Genomic DNA, 2,784 nt, shown 5'->3' on the forward strand with positions numbered 1-2,784 from the left:
CACCGGTTTTTTTCTGCGGGAGATTCTCGGGCAACGCCTCGACCTGGCCCCGTCGGCGCCGGCGGAGTCTCCGTCCGCGCTGGCCTCGTCGGGTCGGTTGTCACCCCGAGCCCCGGTGCGCCCTTCCGTGGATGCTGTGGCGGGATAAGCCTGTGCCCGTGGGTTCTCCTGCCGTGGACGGCCTACCACGGGCCTGCGGGGCCACTGCAGGCGGCGCGGCAGGCGGCGGGGGCTTCAGGTACGCAGCAGGTCCTCGAGGACGGCGTCCAGTTCCTCGGCGGAGCGTTCCTGTCCGCGGGGAACGACCTGTTCGGTCGCGTCGAGGAACGCTCGGGCCGCATCGATGCTCAGACGGACGACGGAGTGCAGTTCGCCGGCGGTCAGATCGAGGCGGACGCAACCGCGGTCGGGTTCAGGGGTGATCCGGACGTCGCCACCACCGGTGGGAATGTCCAGACCGGCCCGCAGCGCATCACGCAGCACCACCCACGTACCACGAGGCAACGCGGGGTGGTCAGGGCGGGAGATGAGTTCCAACGTCACTGCGAGCGGATCGGCCCGTCGCCAGTTCACCTGCAACACGGTCAACCGCCCGCGGGAAGGTGCGTCATCGACGACCAACTCGGTGGTCACGTCCTCCACCTGCATCCGTCGTGCCTCCTTCGTCGTCCTGCGACGCTGTGCACCGCGGTATCGAGGGTGACAGCCGGTCAGGCAAGACGCCACCTGGAAAGCGTGGCGGGACCTGTTCGGGACCAGACGGGACAAGGCCGGCGCCGATATTGCGGGGTCCTGCCCGGGGAGGTCGTCACTACGATGTCGCGGGGAAGGCGTCTGTCGACTCTGCCGACCATAAAGAGCCGGTCGACTCCGTCGATCATATCGACCATGTTCACCCTGCCGGGGTTCACCCTGCCGGCCATGTTCACGCCCGCGTCCCGACCACCACGTCCATCCGCTACCGAGCGTCCGACGGATCATACTTCGCACACCGCTCATGGTCTTCGAGCATGGACCCTGGCATCGCTTCCCGCAGGGCGTGGTGAGGAGTGTCCCCCCAGCTGTGAGATATGCCCGCCCGCGCTCACCGTAGGGTGCCGTCGCGCCCCAGGTCGCAGCCACCCTCCACGGTTAAGTGCTCAGCGTGGTGAAATGGTTACGTGGAGGCGTTGTTCTGTGGCAATCCGGCTCGCCGTAGGCTCGGTTCATGGCTGATCCGGCGTCCTACCGTCCCGCGCCGGGATCGGTTCCGGAGACCCCGGGTGTGTACCGGTTCTTCGACGAGCACGGCCGCGTGGTCTACGTGGGCAAGGCGAAGAACCTTCGCGCCAGGTTGTCGAACTACTTCACCGATATCCACAACCTGCACCCTCGCACCCAGCACATGGTGACGACCGCGGGTTCGGTGGACTGGACCGTCGTATCGACCGAGGTCGAAGCACTTCAGCTCGAGTACACGTGGATCAAGGAGTTCGATCCCCGCTTCAACGTCCGATACCGGGACGACAAGAGCTACCCGAGCCTCGCCGTCACGCTGTACGAGCAGTTTCCGCGCCTGCAGGTGATGCGCGGTGCCAAGCGCAACGGCGTCCGCTACTTCGGTCCCTACGCCCACGCGTGGGCCATCAGGGAGACCCTCGACCTGCTCCTGCGCGTCTTTCCGGCGCGTACGTGCAGCACGGGGGTGTTCAAACAGGCTGCTCGGATCGGCCGTCCCTGCCTGCTCGGCTACATCGACCGGTGCTCGGCGCCGTGCGTCGGCCGGGTCGACGCCGCCGAGCACCGCCGCATCGTCGAGGATTTCTGCGACTTCATGTCGGGTCAGACCGGCCGCTATATCCGCAAGCTCGAGCGTGAGATGGGCGCGGCCGCGGCCGAACAGCAGTACGAACGCGCGGCCCGGCTGCGGGACGACATCGGCGCGCTGCGCCGGGCGATGGAGAAGCAGGCGGTCGTACTCCCGGACGGCACCGACGCCGACGTCATCGCGTTCGCGCAGGACGAGCTTGAAGCTGCCGTGCAGATCTTCTACGTACGCGACGGTCGGGTCCGGGGCCAGCGCGGCTGGGTCGTGGACAAGATCGAAAATCTGACGACGGGGGAGCTGGTCGAACAGTTCCTCACGCAGGAGTACCTCTCCGACAACGCGGGTGCGTCCGGGAGCCCGTCCGCGGGCCCACACCGGGTGGGCACGGGGGTGACGAACGAGATCCCGCGGGAGGTGCTCGTCCCGGAGCTCCCGCCGGACGCGGACGTGGTCACGGAACTGCTCGGCATCGCCCGTGGCAGCCGGGTCGACCTGCGGGTTCCCCGGCGCGGGGACAAGCGGACTCTGATGGAGACCGTCGAGCACAACGCCAAGCAGGCGTTCGCCCTGCACCGTACGCGACGGGCCAGTGACCTCTCCGCCCGCAGCCGGGCGCTGTCGGACATCTCCGACGCTCTGGGTCTTGCCGATCCGCCGCTGCGGATCGAGTCGTTCGACATCTCCAACCTGCAGGGCACCGAGGTCGTCGCCAGCATGGTCGTTTTCGAGGACGGGCTGCCGCGCAAGTCGGAGTACCGGCGGTTCGCCATCCGTGGGGTCGACGGGCAGGACGACGTCGCGAGCATGCACGAGACGATCAGCAGACGGTTCAGCCGTTACCTTGCCGAACGGGCCCGTACCGGAGAGTTCGCAGGTCTGCCGGACCCGCCGCAGCCATCGGACGCGCCGGATTCACCGGGCTCATCGGCGCCGGCCGGAGCGGGTGGCCCTGATACCGCGACGGCGGCCCCCAGCTC

The 2,784-nt window shown here is 68.0% G+C and carries 2 protein-coding genes; one reads left to right on the forward strand and one right to left on the reverse strand.

All coding sequences use genetic code 11. The features are described 5' to 3' along the window. Positions 1 to 234: 234 nt before the first annotated feature. Positions 235 to 648 carry an SsgA family sporulation/cell division regulator gene (locus DD1DGNOD_RS13830; RefSeq protein WP_131766797.1) on the reverse strand — a complete coding sequence of 138 codons (414 nt, stop codon included), beginning with the start codon at positions 646 to 648 and terminating at the stop codon, positions 235 to 237. 559 nt (positions 649 to 1,207) lie between these two features. On the opposite strand from DD1DGNOD_RS13830, the gene uvrC reads away from it, so the two are divergent. Then, a partial coding sequence (uvrC, locus tag DD1DGNOD_RS13835) for an excinuclease ABC subunit UvrC (protein ID WP_131770338.1) occupies positions 1,208 to 2,784 on the forward strand: 1,577 nt, incomplete at its 3' end.

The sequence above is a fragment of the Candidatus Protofrankia californiensis genome (genome assembly GCF_900634765.1).
Classification (GTDB): Bacteria; Actinomycetota; Actinomycetes; order Frankiales; family Frankiaceae; genus Protofrankia; species Protofrankia californiensis.